Here is a 19,960-nt window from a genome sequence, read left to right on the forward strand (position 1 = left end):
GTGTTAGATTTTTCGAATAACAGATGGTTCGTTTACAGGCAGCTTTGTATGTTGCTCTTTCCGTGTACGTGCTATATACGCATCCAGTGACAGTGGGCCTGCTCCATTAAACAAAAAGAAAAAGCCTAAGGCTATGAGTTGTGCCGCAGGATAGTACTGCGGGAAAGACTGCCCTATATGGGCAATAAAGATAGCTGCTGTAAAATTGATGATAAAAAGGACCCCTACAAGGCGAACAGCGCCTCCTATAAGCAACAGAATGCCACAGATAAACTGCACATAAACAGAGAGGTGGGCTGCTATTAGCGGGTAAGGCACACCGTGCAGCTGTAGAAAGTCTCTGAACTCCATCATTCTGGCCCAGCTGAAAACATTGTCCTGCACGCCATATATAATAAACACACCGATTGCGAACCTCAGGAAAAGCACACCATAGGCACTGTGGCGTCGGAAGAAGGAGAAAACGCTTGCATCCATAGGTGCGGGTATTAATATGTCTGGCGTATTTATCTCAGAGCTGCATCCGTCGTTTTTGAGGCAGCATGTAAAGCTTTACTGTGAATATAACTGTATGAAGTATTAATAAATTGTTTATTCGACAATCAGGCGGTTTTCATAGATGAAGATTGCCTCATCGTAGCCAGGCACGCTGCTTCTTATGATCAGTACCGGATTGTTATAGATGTGGTAAATGCTCATGTTGGTTCACAGCAAGTTGATTCCCTTCCGGCATACACAGCATCCTTTTGATATCTGCATAATAAAAGGAAAATCTGCTGATAAGCGGGAAAGCAGCTTCAGAGTCAGCTTTTATAAGGTTCCTTTGCTCTGACAGACAGCGCAGCAGTTTGATACTCTCCTGATCCGATGCGCTTTTATGCTCATACTGACTTCTCTCAACATCAGTTTTGGAAATGGTATGCTGGCGGCTTTCGCAGTCAGTGGGGGACTGGTCCTGCACAGCAATTTCTTCTCCTATGAAAAGATCGATTACAGTACTAGCCGCTGGTAACGGAACAGTCAGGCTGATAGCACTGACAGCCAGCGAGGTTAAGAAAACGGCAGGTGTATTTTTCATAGCTTTTTTTATTTTTAAAGATGTGATCCAGGGTGATAAGGTTGCTTCAGGAGAGTAAAAAAATATTTTGGCAGCTTTAAAAAAGAACAAACAATCTAAACTGACGCCTATTCTGTTCGCAGGGCCAGTACCGGGTCTGACATTGCGGCGCGGGCAGCCTTAAAGCTAACCGTACAGATGGCCAGCGCCAGGGCGACTAAGCCGGAAAGAACAAAAATCCAGATGTTGATGGGGGTGCGGTAAGCAAAGTCCTGCAGCCATTGTTGCATACCGTACCAAGCAATGGGGCAGGCCAGCAAAATAGACAGCAGCACCAGCAAGGCAAAATCCTTCGTCAGCAGCACCACGATTTGCGAAATAGATGAACCCAATACTTTTCTTATACCAATTTCGCGGGTGCGCTGCTCTGCCATAAAGGAGGCAAGGCCAAACAACCCCATGCAGGCGATGAAGATAGTAAGCCGCGCGAAATACCCAAATATGGCCAGCATTTTCTCCTCAGCCCGGTACTGCTCGTTAAAACTTTCATCCAGAAAGAAGTACTCCAGCGGATGAGACGGAGCCAGGCGCTGCCAGGTAGCCTCTATATGCGCCATGGTCTCTCTGATGTTGCCAGGTGACATGCGGGCCATGTTCCGGAAGAAGATGAGAAAGTAATTCTTGAGCATGATGCTAAATCTAAACTATTGAATACACATATTTTTGCATGGCAGCAGCTAACTTCAGACCTTTAGTGGCTACTAATCCTGCAGCACGGTAACACTCCCAAGACCACCGGCAACGGAGATGTTAATGGTGTGCCTGCTTTTGCCCAGCGCGGCATTAACATAGGAATTGCCTTCTTTTTGTAGGCCAGCCATCTCTCTGCTTCCGAGGCCACTGCTTTTTATGCGCGCGCCAGTGCCTTTAGGGATTCTGATGGTTACATCGCCTATACCTCCGGCAACATCCACGTCCACATCATGGTCCCAGTTGCCCCGCAGGTCCAGGTTGAGTTCGCCCACCCCGACATTCACGTCCAGGTCGTTTATTTTGCTGCCACGCAGGTTAATGTCGCAGCTGGCGGCACCGGCATTCAGGGTAAGCTTGTTGATGTTACTGTTCTGCAGGTCCAGCTTTGTTTCGCCTGCGCCCATTTTTATGTGCAGGTCGAGAGGCGTTGTTTTGCTCAGGTTCACATTCCACTCGTTTTTGGTGTTCTTACTGTTGTTGCCAGACATCTCTTTTTGCCGGAAGCTGTATTCAGGGGCTGTTTTGCTGTCGTTGCTGGTAAACACCGGCAGCCATTCGGCTTTCGAGTATTTTACCTGCGTCTCAACCAGCGAGGCAGCGTCGGCAGTAACCTGTAAAACACCGGCTGGTACATCCAGTGTTACTTTGCCTTTTTTAGCGCCGCTTGCAGAGGCTGTCTTCTTGTATTCGAATTCCTGCTGTGCCAGCAGTATTTGTAGAGGGAGCAGAAGAAGTGTAGCGATGAGGGTTATTCTTTTCATATATGTTGTCTTTATGTGAGTCGAGATCTGATAGCTTAATGCGCCCGCAGCGACTTAACAGGGTCATTGAGTGCCGCCTTCATAGCATGCAGGCTCACGGTAAGTAACGCAATAAGCATGGCTACGGCACCAGAGAGTGCAAATATCCACCAGCTTAGCTCTGTGCGGTAGGCAAAGTCCTGCAGCCAGGTGTGCATGCCGTACCAGGCAAGCGGGCTTGCCAGCACAATTGATATAAGCACCAGTAGGGCAAAGTCTTTGGAGAGCAACAGCACGATGCCGCCGGTGGAGGAGCCGAGCACTTTGCGAATGCCGATTTCCTTGGTGCGCTGCTCTGCCGTAAAGGAGGCAAGGCCAAACAGGCCCAGGCAGGCAATCAGGATAGTGAGGCCAGCGAAGTAGCCGAACACCGTCAGCATCTTCTCCTCGGCGCGGTATTGCGCGTCGAAATGCTCATCCATAAAAAAGTACTGCAATGGGTACCTGGAATCAAAATTGCGCCATGTGCTCTCCACAAAACCGATAGTAGACACCACGTCCTCTGCTTTGATGCGGGCCAGCAGGTACCCCGGTGATTCAGGTCGCAGCGCCAGTATGAGTGGCTCTACGTTAGTGTGCAGCGACTTTACATGGAAGTCTTGTACCACGCCTATTATTTTAGCGTCCGAATCAATCAGCTGCATGCGTTTTCCAACCGGGTCGGACCAGCCCAGCCATTTGGCTGCCGCTTCGTTGATAATGAGTCCTCCTTTCAGGTCTGTCTTCATGTCACGGCTGTAGTTGCGGCCTTCTTTCAGCCCGATGCCCAACACATCTATGAACTCGTAATCCACAAACATCACGTTCATTGTTCTCTCCACCATTTTACCGTCTACTTCAGACAGCGTCATCAGCTTCGACATTGTTTCTGCCGGTATATCGTCAGCGTTGGATACCATCTCCACGTTTGGGTTGCGCAGCAGTTGCTGCTTTAGGGTTGGCAGGCGCTGCACCAGGGTAGAGTCGCCGCTCGGAATATCGATAACCATTACCTGGTTCTTATTGAAGCCCAGGTCCCGGCTGCGCAAAAAGTGCATCTGCGTGAACACTACAATGGTACCGATAATGAGGATCAGCGAAATCGTAAACTGAGTCACCACCAGTACCTTTCTCAGCGAGGCGCTGCCTCCTCCCGGCACTTTGTCTGATTTCAGAACATCCACAGGCTTGAAATTAGAGAGGAAGAAGGCTGGGTAACTGCCTGCCACCACGCCCACAAACACGATAACAGCCAGCAACAGCAGCAGGAACTCCCACTGGAACATAAAGTTAGAGGCAAAGCTTTTATTTGTGAGATCGTTGAAGAGCGGGACGAGCATCTGCACGATGCCCAGTGCTAAGACCACCGCCATCAGCGTCATCAGCATCGACTCACCTATAAACTGGCTGATTATCTGGCTTCTTTCTGCTCCAACCACTTTGCGTAAACCCACTTCTTTGGCACGCTTTGAGGAGCGGGCGGTGGCCAGGTTCATATAGTTAATGCAGGCAATCAGCAGAATAAAAACAGCTACTGCCGCAAAGATGTAGACGTACGATATGTTACCGGCAGGAGAGATATCGGCCTCAAATTCGGTGTCAAAATGAATCGTTTTGAGCGGCTGCAGGATAAACTTCAGGCTTGCATTGAGCTCATTTTCTTTGATCCAGGGCGTAATAGTATTTGCTGCGAAGGCATCCAGTTTTTCCTGGAAAACAGGTATCTGGGCCTCACTTTGCAGCAGAACATAGGTATAGCGGTTCATGTTGAACCATTGGTTCGTCCTGTCATCCTCTCCCGCTATCGTGCTTCGGGACAAGAAGGCATTTGCTATAATGTGGGAGTGTTTCTGGTCGTGGAAAACACCAGTCACCTTATAGGAGTAGTTACTGAACTTCAGGAGTTCACCCATGGCACTTTCTGCATCTCCGAAGTACTTTTCGGCCATGCCCTCACTTAATACGATCGTTCGGGGCTCGTCCAGGGCCGTGTTAGGGTCGCCAGCAACAAACTTGTAGTCAAAAACCTCGAATAAAGTACTGTCAGTATAAAAGATGTCTTCTTCGTTAAAGCTTTTGTCTTTGTACCATACTGTTTGGGTGCGGGCAGGAAGAAGTTGTATCACATGCTCCACTTCCGGGAAGTCCTGGCGAAGGGCATGGTCTATGGGCGGAGGCGAAAGCGCGAACTTGTTTGGCTCCTGACTGTCAAACCTAATCTCGCCGGCCAACCGCACGATGCGGTCTGCCTTTGAGAAGTGGCTTTCATAACTCAGCTCATCCTGCACATACAGAAAGATCAGCACACAGGAAGCTACCCCAATAGCCAGACCAGCAATGTTAATGGTGGAGTAGACCTTATTGCGGAAAAGGTTGCGGAAGGCTATTTTAAAATAGTTACTGAACATAGTTTTACCTGTTTATCTTTAAGGTAGAATCAGACGCGATACCGTTTCTCTAACATAGGAATATATGCGGCTTCTACTCTGTCCGGAGTGACTTTACAGGATCTGATGTGGCAGCCTTTATAGCTTGGTAGCTGATAGTAGCCATGGCGATAACAAAAGCCACGGTAGCAGCCAGTATAAATATGTCGGTGCTGATGTCGATGCGGTAAGCAAAGTCATCCAGCCACTGATGCATGGCATACCAGGCAATGGGCCAGGCTAGCAAGTTGGCTATCAGTACCAGTTTCATAAAGTCTTTGGAGATAAGGGCAACGATGCTGGCAACAGGAGCACCGAATACCTTCCGAATACCGATTTCTTTTTTGCGCTGCACTGTGGTGTAAGAGGCTAGCCCAAACAAACCTAAACATGCTATCAGGAAGGCGATACAGGAAAAGACGCTGAAAATCTGAGCTTTCTTTTGCTCCGCTTCATACGTCTGCCCATACAGCTGGTCCATAAATTCATACTCAAACGGGTAGGTGGGCAGGAACTTGTTCCACGTGTTCTCTATATGTGCCAGCGCCTGCTGTGTGTCCCCGCTAATCTTAATAGAGATATTCTGGTATCTGCCCCATCCTGTAACCATAAATACCATCGGCGAAATCTCTTTATGCAGCGACTCAAAGTTGATGTCATTTACCACGCCCACAATACGCCCATTATTCCCGCCATAGGTAAAGGCCTGATCGATGGCCTGCTGTGGATCTTGCCAGCCTATCATGCGAACGGCTGCCTCGTTGAGAATATAAGCCGCTGTGTCATCGCTTTTGAATTCGCGGCTGAAGTTTCTGCCTGCCACTATTTCCATGTCATACACATCTATCAGGTCATGGTCAACGGTTACAAACTTAATGGTAGCAGCGGTTGGTGCCAGGCTGTCTCCTTTGGCGACCTGTGCACCTGCAGAGTTGAGAAGCTGCTCTGTTGGAATCAGCTGGGACCTGCCTACTCCCTCTATCGCAGAAGATTTGGTTAACTCAGCTTTAAAAGCTTCTATTTGTGGCGTTAGTGTCGTGAACTCCGGTAAAATCACTATCCTTTCTTTATCAAAGCCCAGGTCTTTGTTCTGGATGTACATCAGCTGCTGAAAGATAACACCCGTGGCAATAATGAGGATAATGGAAATAGAGAACTGCACAATCACCAGTGACTTACGGAGCAGCGGGTTTCTGGAGGAACTGCTCAACGTGCCTTTCAGTACCGTTGCAGCCTGGAAATGGGATAAGTATAAAGCAGGGTATAAACCAGCCAGAACACCCACTAACACTGGCAGTAAAAAGAGGAGTAACAGCAGCCACTGGTCAGTAAACAGATTAGAGTCAATCTCTTTACCGGTAAAGCTGTTCAGCCAGGGAAGGCAAACTTCAACTATTCCCAAAGAGAGGATGGTAGCAATGGTCACAAGTAGTATTGATTCCAGTAAGAACTGGAAAACAAGGTTATGCCTCGCTGCGCCGATCACCTTACGCACACCCACTTCTTTAGCGCGGCTCGTAGAGCGGGCGGTGCTTAAGTTAATATAGTTAATACAGGCAATAAGGAGAATGATGATGGCAACTATAGAAAGTATGGTGATACTGTCTATATCACTGTTTGCTTCCAGTTCTGAGTCCAGTTTGGAGCGCAGGTGAATGTCGGTAAGCTTCTGCAGGTATAGGTTGGTATATTCGCTCGGCTTATCTCCGTCGGCATCGTCTGTGCCTGCTAAATGCCTGTCAAGGAAAGCAGGAAGCTGGGCCTGTATCTTATTTGCTTCCTCCTCTGATGGCATCAGCAAGTAAGTAGGGAAGGAGTTATTACCCCAGTTGGTTTTAAGTTCTTCGGCACCAAAAACAGAGGAGTCATTCAGGGTAATAAAAGAACCCAGAAATTCAGGGTGCAAGTGAGAGTTGTTAGGGAAAGACTCGTAAACACCCTCCACCCGCAAACTGGAGCCTTCGCCAAAGTGCAGCACCTTGCCAATCGGATCTTCTCCTGGGAAGTATTTTTTAGCTGTTTTTTCACTTATCAGCAAGGTGAACGGTTCACGCAGCGCTTTCTCCGGATTTCCCTTCACCAGGTTGATGTCAAAAATATCAAGTACTCCAGGTTCCGCAAAGAACATGTCATCTTCCCGGAAGGTTTTTTGAGCTTCTTTGTTTTCCAGCATAGTTCCGAAGGTGACCATTCTTGCCACGGCTTCTATCTGAGGGAAATCCTGTTCTAAAAGAGGTCCAATGGGAGGTGCCACACGTGCCAGGTGCAAGCTTACAGAACCATCATTAGATATGAAGTCACGGGTAACCCTGTACACACGGTCGGCCTTGGAATGGTAACGATCGTAGCTGAGTTCATCCTTTACAAACAGAAAGATCAGAATGCAGGCGGCTATACCTATTGCCAGTCCGCCAATGTTTATGGCAGCATATACTTTGTTTCGGGCAATATTTCGGAACGCTATTTTAAAGTAGTTGTGCAGCATCTGAATCTATTTAAGCTTGTGGAATGGTTCTAAGGTATTTTACTTTTTAGGGCCGTTATGCAGCGTCGCCCCTTTAGCAAACTCACTGACAGTAGAAAAGGCAATAGCAAAATCAATGTATAATTCAGCTTATGCTGCAGGTATAGGGAAGCAGGCGGTGTTAATCAAATCGCGCTATGAACCAGTTGATCATCGCTTCATGGAAGCAGAAGCTTGGTTGTGTTTCAGCGTGATAGCAATGAACAGGGGGCTGCAGGAGTATCAGAGAAACAGAACCCTTATTAAAGAAATTTAGAAGAGGCAGGCGCGGAATATCCGCGCCGTCTCATTTCTAACAAACAATTTATCTAACAAACAACTTTCTTCTCATGGCAGAAACTAAAGCAGCTCTGATGCGTGGCGCTTCACGTTCAGGTTTTCGGTTACTATCTGGCCATCGAACAGGTTCACGATGCGGTGGGCGTACTCCGCGTCGGAAGGGGAGTGCGTTACCATTACTACCGTCGTGCCAGCTTCGTTCAACTCAGAAAGCAGTGCCATCACCTCTCGGCCATGCACCGAGTCGAGGTTACCGGTCGGCTCATCCGCCAGTATCAGGCTTGGGTTGGATACTGTGGCGCGGGCAATGGCCACACGCTGCTGCTGACCACCAGACAGCTGCTGCGGGAAATGGTTGCGGCGGTGGGCAATACCCATACGCTCCATGGCAACCTGCACGCGTTTGTTTGTCTCGTCTTTCGACACACCCAGGTAAGCGAGTGGCAGCCCGATGTTCTCTGACACAGTCAGTTCATCAATCAGGTTAAAGCTCTGGAACACGAAGCCAAGGTTCTCTTTGCGCAGCTTGGCGCGCTGGCGCTCCGTAGCGTTGCTGATTTCCTGGCCCAGGAAGGTGAATGTACCGGAAGAAGGACTGTCGAGCATGCCCAGGATGTTGAGCAGCGTAGACTTGCCACAGCCAGAGGGCCCCATGATAGCGACAAACTCGCCCTTCACGATTTTCAGATCAACGCCGGCAAGGGCAGTGGTCTCCACCGTATCCGTCACGTATTTTTTCTGCAGGTTTTTTGTTTCGATAATCAAGTCTTCCTTGTTCATAATTAGGTGTCTTAAGATTGAGGTTTTCTTTTTAGTTTTATTTTGTACCAGTGGCGGTGTTTATTATTTAAGCTCTAGTCTGTCAATTTCGCCGTAGCTATCATAGGAGGAGAGGACTACTTTATCGCCTGGCTGCAGCCCGTCCAGCACTTCGTAGTGGTTCGGGTTCTGCCGGCCTAACTTGATGTTGCGCTTTGTGGCAAAATCTCCTGACTCGTCTACCACAAATATCCAGTTGCCGCCTGTGCTTTGGTAGAAGCCGCCACGTGGTACCAGCACAGCATTGCCACCATCGTTCAGGTTAAGCTTCATTTGCAGTGTCTGGCCGCGGCGTATACCCTCCGGTGCGTCGCTTGCAAAATGCATGTCTACTTTAAAGGTGTTGTTCTGCACATCCGGGAACACCTTGGCTATTTTTACCTCGTGCGTTTTTCCGTTAAAGTCGAAGGTGCCGGTAAGGCCTTCGTATACACGCGATATATAGTGCTGGTCGATGTTAGCCGACACTTTATAGCCGCTCATGTTGTCTACCTGGCCAATGTTCTCGCCTGCTCCCTTCGATTCTCCTACCTCTGCCTTAAGCGATGAAAGCTGACCGGTGATAGGGGCAAGTACATATAAGTTATTCAGGGTTTTGCGGGCCATGTCAATGTTGGCGCTCATGCGGGAGATAGAGAGGTCCAGTTGGCGCAGGCGGTCATCCATCAGTTTGGCGTCCTGCTTTACGGAGCGATCGGCCAGGGTTTTGCGTTTGTTCAGGTAGTTGTACTCATCCTCCGACGCCTGGAATTCCTCCTGTGGAATTACGTTTTCTGCTATCAGCATCTTGTTGCGCTCATACTTGCGTTGCGCCAGTGTCAGGCTGTAATCAATTTCCGCCAGGTCGTTTTCTTTGCGGATCAGGTCCTGCTTCATGGTAATCTCCGAGTTTTGGCGCTCGTTCATCAGGTCGTACAACTGAGACTCGCGGGTCATGAAGTCAATCTGGAGGGTGGTATTCGAAAGCTTCAGAATGGTATCGCCTTCCTGCACCGTCTGTCCGTCTTCTACATACACCTGCTCTACACGGCCACCTTCTGCTATATCGAGGTAAAAGGTTTTAAGCGGCTCAACAGAACCATCAATCGCAATGAATTCCTGGAACACGCCGTCCTGCACACTACCCAGAGTCACACGCTCGCTGTCTACATTCAGTTTGGAGGTGTGTTCTGCGAAGAGCAGGTTATAAATCAGAAGCACAAGCAGTGCCACAGCACCTACTACGATGGCTATCCTTTTTGGCGTGTTCGTTTTCTTTTCAATTACGCGGTCCATTTCGAGGCTATATTTTAAATCTTATGTGTTTATCGTTCTGTCTGGTTTGCATTTGCCAATAAATGTGCCACAAAGTATAAGGTATTGATTAACAAGTGTTTAAGTAGTGATATAGCCTTTGTGCTATGGATATAGTGTCCGGTTCCGAACACCCGGGTGTCTGCATCCGAACAGCTATTGCAAGTCAGGTCATTTATTGACTAGCAGAATTGCGGCAGCACTTGCATTCTTAGCGGTTGGCATGGCATATTGCATGAAAAAGCGTAATTTACATACATCAATCCTGCAAAACCACACCTGAACCATGAGTAAAATCGCCTGCAACATACTGATAGTTGATGACGAAGATGATATTCTGATGGCAGGCAGACTGCTTTTAAAGCAGCATTTTACATCTGTACAAACTACCTCCGATCCCTATAAAATTCCTTCGTTACTGCAGGAGCAGCCTGTGGATGTCGTACTGTTGGATATGAATTATAGTACCGGGGCCACCTCCAGCAAAGAAGGATTATATTGGCTGAAGCAGATCCGGCAGATGTCCCCGAACACTTCTGTGATTCTGATGACCGCTTATGGCGATATTGAGCTGGCTGTGCGCGCCTTGAAAGAGGGAGCGGCAGACTTTGTGCTGAAGCCATGGCAGAACGAGAAACTGGTAGCGATTCTGAAATCTGCCTCTCAGAAGAACAACAGCAAGGAAACCCGGACGGCAGAGGCGGCTGAGAAAAATGATACCGTGTATCATTATGGTGAATTTATAGGTGTGTCGCCGGCTATGCAGCGGGTGTACCAGACAATAGACAAAGTAGCAGGCACAGATGCCAATGTGCTGATACTGGGCGAAAACGGTACAGGTAAAGAAGTCGCCGCTAGGGCGCTGCACCGAAAATCCAAACGGGCAAACAAGGCTTTTGAGAAAGTGGATTTAGGTGCCGTGAGCACCACGCTCTTTGAGAGCGAGCTTTTTGGGCATGCCAAGGGTTCTTTTACAGATGCCAAAGAAGACCGCGCCGGCCGTTTTGAGGCAGCCACCGATGGAACGCTCTTTCTGGATGAGATCGGTAACCTGTCGCTGGCGTTGCAGGCCAAGCTGCTGACAGTGCTTCAAAGCCACCAGATCATCCGGCTGGGTACTAATAAGCCCCGGCCCATCAATATCCGGCTGATCTGCGCTACTAACATGCCGCTTTATGAGATGGTGCGGGAGGGCAGCTTTCGGCAGGATTTACTCTACCGCATCAATACCGTAGAAATACACCTGCCTCCGCTTCGGGAGCGCCGGGAAGATATTAAACTGCTGGCGGAGCATTTCCTGAGAATCTACAGCCAAAAATACGAGCGCCCTAACCTGCGCATGAACCAGAACACACTGCGCCGCCTGAACGAGTACCACTGGCCCGGCAACATCCGCGAACTGGACCATGCCATGGAGCGCGCCGTTATACTCTGCGACGGAGACGAGTTGCAGGCCGACGACTTTTACTTTGCTCCCAGCGTGGCTGCCCAGGAGCAGCGGCAGATGGTAGAAAGCCTGGCCGATAACGACTATACGCTGGACACGTTGGAAAAAATGATGGTGCAGAAGGCGCTGGTCAAACACTCGGGCAATATTACGCACGCGGCAAAAGAACTGGGCATTACCCGCACCGCCCTCTACCGAAGAATAGAGAAGCATGGTCTTTAACGGCTTTAAGGCAAAGCTGCTGTTCCGGTTATTGCTGTTAGTGGCAATCATTGTGTTGACTGTATTTGTCCTCTACCGCACAGATTGGTATATGACGGCTTTCTGTCTTTTCCTGCTGGTGCTGTTCCAACTCTACGACATGCTTTACTTTGTAGAGCGCACCAACCGCGATATCAGCAGCTTTTTAGAGGCTATCAAACATTCTGATTTTACACAACGTTTTGCCGCGGAGGGCGCTAATTCCTCTTTTCGTGACCTCTACAGTTCCTTTAACGAGATTTCTGAATCCTTTCAGCGGGTGAAAACAGAGAAACAAGCGCATTACCATTACCTGCAAACCATAATAGAGCAGGTGGGTACTGGTATTCTTACATTCAATGAGGAAGGAGAGGTGCAGCTGGTAAACCATGTGGTAAAGGAACTGCTGCGCGTGCCGCATCTGCGAAACATACATGCTTTAGAGCGGCTAAGCCCGGAGCTGGTTTATGCGTTGTGGCATACAAAGCATAATGAGAAATCATTAATAACAGTAACGCAGGAGCAGGACCAGCTGCTGCTCAATGTGCACGTTACTGAACTCTATTCTCGGGGGCAGCTGCTCAGGATTGTGACGTTACAGAACATCCAGTCTGAGTTAGAGGAGCAGGAGTTGCAGACATGGCAGAAGGTGATCCGGGTGCTGACGCACGAAATTATGAACTCTGTGACGCCCGTTATTTCACTCACTTCTACTGTTGCGGGTTTGCTGGAGAGCGAGGTTATCGCCAAACAGGCAGCAGGGGAGCCTATTGAGGAGGAGGTGCTGGAAGATATGCAGGCAGGGCTACAGACGATAGAGCGCCGCAGTGCCGGCATGTTACACTTTGTAAAGGATTACCGCCGCCTGATGCGCCTGCCTGTCTCAGAGCTTCGCCCGGTTAAGGTGAGGGAGCTGCTGCAGAATGTGCGTCGGCTGCTTCAGCCTGACATGCAGACCCAGCATATCAGCCTAAAGCTATACTTGCCCGAAGAGAACCTGGCGATACAGGCCGATGCAGAGCAGCTGGAGCAGGTGCTGATAAACCTTATTAAGAATGGTATGGAGGCCTGTGAGGCAGCAGAAAAGCCCTGTGTGGAAGTGCTGGCTTATATACCGGAACAGGAAAAGAACAGGGTCCGGATTGATGTAACAGACAATGGCGCTGGCATACCTGAAGATGTGCGGGATAAAATCTTTATTCCGTTTTATACCACTAAAAAGCAGGGTTCCGGCATCGGGCTCAGTTTGTCAAAGCAGATTATCCGGCAGCACGGCGGCAGCATCCGTGTAAATTCTCAACCCGGTGGCCCTACAGTTTTCAGCCTGCAGTTGAAGGCAATAACTGAATAACTGAATACTGAATGACTGAATACACTCCCTGCATATTCAGTCATTCAGAATTCAGTTATTCAAAATTAAGACACAACCTGCTGCACTGCCTGCGACAGCACATGGGCCGGCATGGCACCAGACTGCCGCCATACCTGCTGCCCGTTGTTGAAGAGAATAAATGTGGGCACGCCCTGCACCCTGTACTGTGCCGCCGCAGCCTGGTTTTTGTCTATGTCAACTTTAATTACTTTCAGCTTTCCTTCAAATTGGCTGGCTACCTGCTTCACAACCGGCGACATGGTTTTGCACGGGCCACACCACTCGGCATGAAAATCGACCAGCACAGGTGTGTCCGGGCTGTTAATTAATTCCTGGAATGATTTTTTGGCCATAGCTTTAGTAATTATATATAACCAGAATACGGCTACTGCAGGTGTGTAGTTTTCATCATTCCAGCAAGTATACAGTGGCTCAAATGCAGAGAGATACTTGCTGAAATTTAAAATTTACTCCTGTGGTTTGGTTGCTTTAATGGAGTAAAGCAAGGGAATCTTGTTCTCCAGGTGCCGGATGCGCCAGTAGCCGTTTTCGTCTTGCACCATATGCCGGAAGATATTGTAAGGCGAATACGGGAACTCGTGCAGGAATTCAAGGCGGAGCCCTTTGGTAGTGAGGGATGAGATAACCTCCCCTAAACCATGGTTCCAGCCATACTCTTTGAGCTTTTCATGGTTGCTGCCGTCGGTGTAGCTTTGTTCTGTTTCTGTAACGATGGGCTCAAACGTGTTGTGGTATGGGTAAACGATGTGCTGGAAATCATCATCGAACATCCAGGCCACCGGATGAAACTCAACGATGTAAAAGGTGCCGCCCGGCTTCAGGAAATGATGGATGATTTCGGCCCACTTCTCAAGGTCTGGTAACCAGCCAATGGTGCCGTAGGAGGTAAATACTACATCAAACTGCCCCTGCAGGTTTTCCTTCAGGTCGTAAACATTAGACTGCACAAAAGTAACATCCAACCCCAGTTGCTGGTTTAACCTGCTGGCCTCCTCAATAGAAGCATCAGAAAGATCAATACCGGTCGCTTTGGCGCCCAGCCTCGCCCACGATAGCGTATCCTGCCCGAAGTGACACTGCAGGTGCAGCAGCGATTTGCCGCTTACGTCACCGAGTTCTTCCAGTTCAATTTTGTTAAGTGATGTCCTGCTTTCTAAAAAAGCCGGTACGTTGTAAAAGTCTGACTGCCGGTGCAGCGGGGTTCGCTTATTCCAAAGCTGGCGGTTGTTTTCGAAGTACTTCTCGTAGTTGTTCATTGATTTCTATGGAAAGTTATCTAACATGATGTATAACTATTGGCAAGTAGAATGGACCTGAAGGCAAAGCTGTCGAGTGGATAGTAGCTGTCGCCTGAAAAGTAAATTATAGAAAATAAATAACTTCAGTAGCAGTAGTACCTTACTTTTTAAAAAGAGAATACATGTACTAGCTACCGCAGCGGGAGCAATTCGAGGCTTCAAACCTCAATTCAGCTAATGGTATAGGCTTAGAATCCCACAAACTGGACTTTGGGATGTCGGAAGTCTATTGTGGCATTCGATGCTCAGCATACCCTTCGCTTCTCCCTTTATTGATAGAAAATTATACATAATATACGATTAGGTAAACTTTTGAGAAAAGTTAAGGTATAAGCTAAAACATAAAGGTTCTATAATATTACCTGTTTTATCTTCGGAATTCTACTTGCGTAACATAGTCCCATATGTGCTAAAATGTATTAGCCTGTTTCTGCTCATGGCAGGAGCCGGGGAAGCCTATGCGCAGCAGCAAAACCAGCCACAGCCACAGCAGCCAGTATTACTGGACTCCTTAGTGCAGGATACAACACGCCTGCCCCTCACTTCAGAACAACTTCATCAATACGAGCAGAACATCCGGAGCTCTGCTGATCTTGAGATCGATGGATTGATTGTAGACAATACCATTACAAAAGCAGGGCGTGATTTTTATGAGGTGTTTCAAAGGCAGTGGGAGGCTCCTCCTATGGCCCGTAACTTCACGATAGAGATAGAAGAGTTGCCAAGCCGTGGGAATATAACAGTTGTTTCCTTGTCTGTGAATGAGGATAAACTATTTGAACAACCTTTGCAACCCCGCTACGACATTATAGAAGAGGTGGCAACGTACATGTTGGGAGTTGTTTATGAGTACCTGGTGAACGACCAACTGAACAAGCAATTGGAAGCTGAAGGTAAAAAGGAACGCGAGGTATTTTAATACAGATTTTAGCAGCTATGCAACCATAACCATGAAAAGCCCTATGAAAAAACTGTTCTACCTATTATTCTTTTGCTGTTTGTTAGCAGGTAACCTGCACGCGCAGGACTTGATATATCAGCCTGTAAATCCTGCATTCGGAGGAGACACGTTTAATTATCAATGGCTGCAAAGTTCAGCACAGGCACAGGACAAGACAACAGACCCGAATGCCCAGGTAAATAGTTTATTGAACAGAAGCCCACTGGATGATTTTGAGCAAAACCTGAACAGGCAGATTCTAAACCAACTATCCAGACAACTGGTCGCCTCACAATTTGGAGAAGATGCACTAGAACCAGGCAGTTATACAGTAGGTAGTTATGAGATTGATGTTACAGAAGGAGGCAGTGGCGTCAACATCGTAATCGTTGACATTGGTACAGGAGACCGGACGACAGTTACTATACCTTATTTCTGATAAGCTGTAAATGAACCCGTCTGTGCCAGCCCTTGCTTACGAACTGCTTTTTGCTACACCTCTACACCCTTATGCCTACGTCACCCTTTCTTATGCTGCTTAACATGTTTCGGCGCGTACGCGCCCTGACCGTACTGTTGCTACTGTTCCATTTACCTGCCTGCGCGCCTTATTTCAATCAGCCATTTCAGACTTCAAGAGCTATGCTTGGGGTTCCGGCTCCTGAAAGCGAGGACATGGTGAACTTGCCGCCCCCCAAGCAAAAAGTGGTGGCAGCAGTTTACAAGTTCAGAGACCAGACCGGGCAGTACAAGCCATCTGTTACCGGTGCCAACTGGTCTACGGCTGTTACGCAGGGGGCTACCACTATTCTGATAAACGCGCTGGAAGAGTCTGGCTGGTTCACCCCAATTGAGCGGGAGAACCTGGGTAACCTGTTAAACGAACGCAAAATTATCCGTTCTACCCGCGCCGAAGCGGAAGCCATAACCGGCAAGAAACAACCAGCTTTACCCGGCCTTCTTTTTGCCGGGATTATATTGGAAGGCGGTATCATCTCTTATGACGCGAACGTCGTAACCGGTGGTGCCGGGCTCCGCTATTTTGGGGCAGGAGGATCAGGACAGTACCGGGAAGATAAGGTCACCATTTATTTAAGGGCAGTATCATCGAGTACAGGTGAAATCCTGAAGACTGTCTACACTTCTAAAACCATCCTTTCACAGTCTGTTGATTTTGGGCTTTTCCGGTATGTTACCTTTAAGCGTCTGTTAGAGGCTGAAACCGGTTTTACTTATAATGAACCGACGGAGATAGCTGTAAAAGAAGCCATAAACAAAGCTGTGCAAAGCCTGATTATTGAGGGGCTTCAGGCAGGATACTGGAACCTGGAAAACCCTGCTGCCATGGAATCGGCTATCATCCGGGACTACCTTCAGGAAAAAGAGGATATACAGCGTTCTGATATTCAGGGGCAACTGCAGGAGGAGAGGCGGGGGCTTATTGGGGCAAGTATTGCTGGCGGCGGTATGCTCTATCGCGGCGACTACTCAAACCCGGTGGTGAGGCCGATGGGGGAACTTGGGGTAAAAATCAGTACCAGGAACAACCTGAGTTTTGACTTGAAGTTTGGTAGAGGAGGGCTGGCAACACGTGAAGTATTCGACCTTCCGGTGAACTATGCTGAACTGAACCTGAACTACAATCTTTTTCCCAAACTCAGACATACGCCCTACCTGCAGGTTGGAGGAGGAGCTTTGGCTACGGACGATATTTTTTCTGATTTCGGGACAGAGGGCCTTAATCCTTATATAAAAGCGGGTATAGGTTACGAGTACTTCTTAACAAATCGCATTGGCCTTGATTTAAACGCCTCCAGTTCTTACCTGCTGAACGATACCTTTGACGAAGTGGAACAAGGCAGGTTTAATGACTACTTCTGGACCGCGAAAGCAGGAATTAACTTCTACTTTGGCCTGTACAGGTGATAAGCAGCAGATACAGATATATCTCTTTGAAAGTAATATATCATCTTGTTTATCAGAATTATATATAGTAGCTTATAGTGATTGAAGCGATAGCTTTATAGATGAATCACATAAATTTAAGTTCGTTTAGCACTACGTGTTTATCTGGCGCTTCCTGCAAAGTTCTGAAGTTTTTCAACGGTAGTGGCCCAGTGAATCTCTATCAATTTATTCTATGAAAGTGTACATGTTCAAAAAAGTTTCTACCCTTAAGTTCATTCTCTTTGTTCTGCTGCTGATAGGAATCGTCGCGTGTAACGAAGACACCATAGAGCCAAACGGAAGGGGCTCCATTAGGGGTGTGGTTATCGACGCTGAAACGAATCGTCCGGTTGAGGCAGTGAGCATCACAACGAATCCTGCCACTTCAGCCGTTATTACAGATGAAGAAGGCGTTTTTGAAATCACCAATATTGCAAGAGGGGATTACACCATCTCAGCTCAGAAACTTGGTTATAAAACCAAAACAGCAACCATTGCGGTAAGAAACGCAGAACAGAGTGATGTAACACTGGTGCTGGAGGAAACCCAGGCCGGCGGTTCTACTCCGGGGCAGCCCGGTAACCCTGAACCTGAGGTAAATGCTACCGGGCAGCCGATAGATATTACGCTTAGCTGGCAGGCACCGGACACTACCAGTACTGATTCTTTAACCTACGATGTGTACCTGTACGAGTCGGGAAACACCGAAAAGAGGCGGATTGCTGAGGCAATATCTGATACCAGCGTGGCGGTGCGCGACCTGATGTATAATACTACTTACTTCTGGCAGGTGGTTGTCAGAGATAACACCGGCAGGTTAACCAACGGAGAGGTGTGGAGCTTTACAACCGTTGCATTACCAGAGGCCAGGTATCTTTTTGCCCGCGCAACGGACGGCAGCTATGATGTTTACAGTTCAGACGGAACGGAGGCAAACACCTTTCGCTTAACTTCTGACTTTAGCCGTGAATGGTGGCCAGTTTTAAATCCGCAGCGCGATGTAATCGCCTACTCTTCCAATATTGGTATAGAGCCACAGATCTTCTCTATGAACAGGGATGGCTCCAACAAACGGCAAATTACCAGTGTGCCTGTTGCTGGATACCACAACCAGGGCATTGGCTTTGTCTGGTCGCCAGACGGGGGGCAGCTGCTTTACCCGAACTACAACAACCTCTATCGCATAGAGCGTGACGGCTCTGGCCTCACATTAGTAGCCACTGCGCCTGCCAACCGGCATTTCCGGATGATGGACTGGACTGGAAGCGGAGATAAAATAGCAGCACAAACAATAGGCGCTAACATCAACGACTCAGAAATTTATATCATGAATGCCGACGGTTCCGACATGGAATTGCTGGTGGGCAACCTTCCCGGCCGGGTAGAAAGCCCTGCATTCTCTATTGATGGCAACAACATTTTATATACGCACGATGCTTCCGGTTTTGAAAACCTGGAAGGGCGACAGCTGAATGCACACATCTACCGCATTAATACAGATGGCTCAGGTTTGGTTGATCTTTCACGGTTTAAGCCCGAAGGAACAAACGACCTTTATCCAAAATATTCTCCCGACGGCTCAAAAATAATTTTTGTGAACACGCCAAATGATAACCTCGGCCCGCACGACATATACATGATGGATGCCGCTGATGGCAGAAACAGAGTAAAACTTTTCTCCAACGCCACCATGCCTGACTGGAAATAGGTGTACTAAGAGGCAAGAAGTATCGATACCTATAGTAGCCAAGGTATCTGTAGCAGCAGAGGAAATTGCTTGGTATCTTTCTCGTCCTGCTATCTGATTTTTTCTTGGTAATATGTAAGAGCCTTCAAGAAGAGAGCTTCTTTAGTTAGCCTGAACATAAAAAAAGCGACTACCTTGAGAGGCAGTCGCTTTTCTTTTACAAATGGCTGATTATTTCTGGTTCACGATGATAGCATTAAAGCTGCCTACCTGCGTAACAACGGCATTTCTGTTGTTGCCGTTTTGCAGGATTGCTGCTACGTTGTTGTTACCCCACTGGCCAATGTAGCCTAAATTACCTGAACCCCCTTGAACAATACTGTTAAGATTCATGGTGCCATATTGTTCGGTTTCTGCATAATTGTTCGTTCCGTACTGCACGATGGCTGTAGCATTCAGGCTACCTTCCTGGTAAGAGACAGCCCACATACTATTTCCCATCTGAAGTGCTTCAGCAACGTTGCCATCGCCATACTGGGCTTGCCAGGCAACATTGTTCATGCCGGCAATCTGATCGACCCTGGCTACGTTGAAATCACCCCACTGAAATTGTTCCAGCGAACCACCTATTGTGTTTCCAAGCTGGAAAGCCTGGGCAATGTTGGAAGTTCCGAATTGCTCGATATAAACGTAACCATCTATTCCTATCTGCTGAATCGATGCGGTATTGAACTCACCACCCTGAAATTGCATAGAGTAGTTGCCAGTACCGGCTTGTTCTAAATTAATTACATTCGCAGCACCTTCCTGGTCCAGGTAATTTCCGTTGTCACTGCCTGATTGCATCACCTGCACCATTTGTGTGGTACCTCGTTGTGAAATTTCAGTCAGGTTATCATGGCCAACCTGGTTAACTTCTGCCACGAGTTGTGTTCCGACCTGTTCGATCGTTAGCTCGTTCTGGGCCATTGCAAGTGTTGGCGTGACTAAAGCTGCTGCTAAAATGAGTTTAAGTTTTTTCATAACTGTTAACATTTAGGTGAAAAGAATTAGGTGAATAAATGAGATATTAAAATGG

At 48.0% G+C, this 19,960-nt stretch carries 17 protein-coding genes; 6 read left to right on the top strand and 11 right to left on the bottom strand.

Going from position 1 to position 19,960, the window contains the following annotated elements; genetic code table 11:
• Nucleotides 1–3 precede the first annotated feature (3 nt).
• The 8 genes from DXT99_RS06310 to DXT99_RS06350 form a co-directional block, all read right to left on the bottom strand.
• Nucleotides 4–477 (bottom strand): DoxX family protein, encoded by a 474-nt coding sequence (locus DXT99_RS06310; RefSeq protein ID WP_115564698.1) that lies wholly within the window; start codon nucleotides 475–477, stop codon nucleotides 4–6.
• A gap of 199 nt (nucleotides 478–676) precedes the next feature.
• Entirely contained in the window at nucleotides 677–1,168 is a 492-nt protein-coding gene (locus DXT99_RS06315) for a hypothetical protein (RefSeq protein WP_115564699.1), read from the bottom strand.
• A gap of 17 nt (nucleotides 1,169–1,185) precedes the next feature.
• Nucleotides 1,186–1,746, bottom strand: a complete 561-nt coding sequence (locus DXT99_RS06320; protein ID WP_115564700.1) for an ABC transporter permease — start codon at nucleotides 1,744–1,746, stop codon at nucleotides 1,186–1,188.
• Between the two features lie 72 nt (nucleotides 1,747–1,818).
• Entirely contained in the window at nucleotides 1,819–2,571 is a 753-nt protein-coding gene (locus DXT99_RS06325) for a toast rack family protein (protein ID WP_115564701.1), read from the bottom strand.
• A gap of 35 nt (nucleotides 2,572–2,606) precedes the next feature.
• Complete coding sequence (locus DXT99_RS06330) at nucleotides 2,607–4,997, bottom strand: ABC transporter permease (RefSeq protein WP_115564702.1); 2,391 nt, start codon at nucleotides 4,995–4,997, stop codon at nucleotides 2,607–2,609.
• Between the two features lie 73 nt (nucleotides 4,998–5,070).
• Nucleotides 5,071–7,500, bottom strand: a complete 2,430-nt coding sequence (locus tag DXT99_RS06335; RefSeq protein WP_115564703.1) for an ABC transporter permease — start codon at nucleotides 7,498–7,500, stop codon at nucleotides 5,071–5,073.
• Between the two features lie 378 nt (nucleotides 7,501–7,878).
• Nucleotides 7,879–8,598, bottom strand: coding sequence for an ABC transporter ATP-binding protein (locus DXT99_RS06345; protein ID WP_115564705.1), 720 nt, complete (start codon nucleotides 8,596–8,598; stop codon nucleotides 7,879–7,881).
• Between the two features lie 63 nt (nucleotides 8,599–8,661).
• Nucleotides 8,662–9,912, bottom strand: a complete 1,251-nt coding sequence (locus DXT99_RS06350; RefSeq protein ID WP_115564706.1) for an efflux RND transporter periplasmic adaptor subunit — start codon at nucleotides 9,910–9,912, stop codon at nucleotides 8,662–8,664.
• A 304-nt stretch (nucleotides 9,913–10,216) separates the two neighbouring features.
• Here DXT99_RS06350 and DXT99_RS06355 point away from each other — a divergent pair, with 304 nt between their 5' ends.
• Nucleotides 10,217–11,599 (top strand): sigma-54-dependent transcriptional regulator, encoded by a 1,383-nt coding sequence (locus DXT99_RS06355; RefSeq protein ID WP_115564707.1) that lies wholly within the window; start codon nucleotides 10,217–10,219, stop codon nucleotides 11,597–11,599.
• The gene (locus tag DXT99_RS06360; RefSeq protein WP_115564708.1) at nucleotides 11,589–12,968 is read left to right on the top strand and encodes a sensor histidine kinase; all 1,380 of its coding nucleotides are present in this window, start codon (nucleotides 11,589–11,591) and stop codon (nucleotides 12,966–12,968) included. The genes DXT99_RS06355 and DXT99_RS06360 overlap by 11 nt, the downstream gene beginning before the upstream one ends.
• A 65-nt stretch (nucleotides 12,969–13,033) precedes the next feature.
• On the opposite strand, the gene trxA is transcribed toward DXT99_RS06360, so the two are convergent.
• On the bottom strand, nucleotides 13,034–13,342 hold the full coding sequence (gene trxA, locus DXT99_RS06365) for a thioredoxin (RefSeq protein ID WP_115564709.1): 309 nt from the start codon (nucleotides 13,340–13,342) through the stop codon (nucleotides 13,034–13,036).
• Nucleotides 13,343–13,456: 114 nt separating this feature from the next.
• Nucleotides 13,457–14,266: a class I SAM-dependent methyltransferase gene (locus tag DXT99_RS06370; protein WP_115564710.1), complete on the bottom strand. Its 810-nt coding sequence runs from the start codon at nucleotides 14,264–14,266 to the stop codon at nucleotides 13,457–13,459.
• A gap of 448 nt (nucleotides 14,267–14,714) precedes the next feature.
• Here DXT99_RS06370 and DXT99_RS06375 point away from each other — a divergent pair, with 448 nt between their 5' ends.
• From DXT99_RS06375 to DXT99_RS06390, 4 genes are all read left to right on the top strand, one after another.
• Nucleotides 14,715–15,227 carry a CsgE family curli-type amyloid fiber assembly protein gene (locus DXT99_RS06375; RefSeq protein ID WP_181885046.1) on the top strand — a complete coding sequence of 171 codons (513 nt, stop codon included), beginning with the start codon at nucleotides 14,715–14,717 and terminating at the stop codon, nucleotides 15,225–15,227.
• A gap of 43 nt (nucleotides 15,228–15,270) precedes the next feature.
• On the top strand, nucleotides 15,271–15,687 hold the full coding sequence (locus DXT99_RS06380) for a curli production assembly/transport component CsgF (RefSeq protein ID WP_115564760.1): 417 nt from the start codon (nucleotides 15,271–15,273) through the stop codon (nucleotides 15,685–15,687).
• Between the two features lie 71 nt (nucleotides 15,688–15,758).
• Nucleotides 15,759–17,174 (top strand): CsgG/HfaB family protein, encoded by a 1,416-nt coding sequence (locus tag DXT99_RS06385; protein ID WP_246000485.1) that lies wholly within the window; start codon nucleotides 15,759–15,761, stop codon nucleotides 17,172–17,174.
• Nucleotides 17,175–17,400: 226 nt separating this feature from the next.
• The gene (locus DXT99_RS06390) at nucleotides 17,401–18,903 is read left to right on the top strand and encodes a carboxypeptidase-like regulatory domain-containing protein (protein ID WP_181885047.1); all 1,503 of its coding nucleotides are present in this window, start codon (nucleotides 17,401–17,403) and stop codon (nucleotides 18,901–18,903) included.
• A 210-nt stretch (nucleotides 18,904–19,113) separates the two neighbouring features.
• On the opposite strand, the gene DXT99_RS06395 is transcribed toward DXT99_RS06390, so the two are convergent.
• A complete protein-coding gene (locus DXT99_RS06395; RefSeq protein ID WP_147294180.1) occupies nucleotides 19,114–19,905 on the bottom strand; it encodes a hypothetical protein in 792 nt (263 codons plus the stop codon).
• Between the last annotated feature and the right edge of the window lie 55 nt (nucleotides 19,906–19,960).

It is taken from the genome of Pontibacter diazotrophicus (assembly GCF_003367245.1).
Taxonomy (GTDB): Bacteria; Bacteroidota; Bacteroidia; order Cytophagales; family Hymenobacteraceae; genus Pontibacter; species Pontibacter diazotrophicus.